Origin of the sequence: Methylobacterium sp. Leaf88 (assembly GCF_001422795.1) — a bacterium.
In the GTDB taxonomy this organism is placed as follows: Bacteria; Pseudomonadota; Alphaproteobacteria; order Rhizobiales; family Beijerinckiaceae; genus Methylobacterium.
Genome location: NZ_LMMK01000055.1, coordinates 268389 through 268722 on the forward strand (window position 1 = coordinate 268389; position 334 = coordinate 268722).

The 334-nt window shown below is 68.9% G+C and carries 1 pseudogene; it reads right to left on the bottom strand.

The features are described 5' to 3' along the window. Window positions 1-334: pseudogene (locus ASF20_RS25200) on the bottom strand (porin family protein); the annotation flags it as partial.

The window sequence follows — 334 nt, forward strand, 5'->3', positions numbered from 1 at the left end:
GAACAGAACGCGGTCGAAGGCGTAGCCGAGGCGACCGCGGACGGTGCCGAAGTAGTCGAGGCCCGAGATGCCGGCCGGGTTGAAGACCTGCTGGGCGGCCAGCGGGCCGGTGGCCGTGAAGCGGTTCCGCTCACGACCGAAGTCGACGTACTGGGCGTCGGCCTCGACACCGATCACGACACCGGAGCCCGGGGTGAACTGGTAGTTGTAGCCGATCTGACCGCCGCCGACGAAGCCGTCGTTGCTCTGGCCGTTCTGGAAGGCGACGACAGCGGTGGTGCCCGGCAGGACCAGGGTGCTGGCGCCGTTCACGCCGATGACGGTCGGCTGGTTG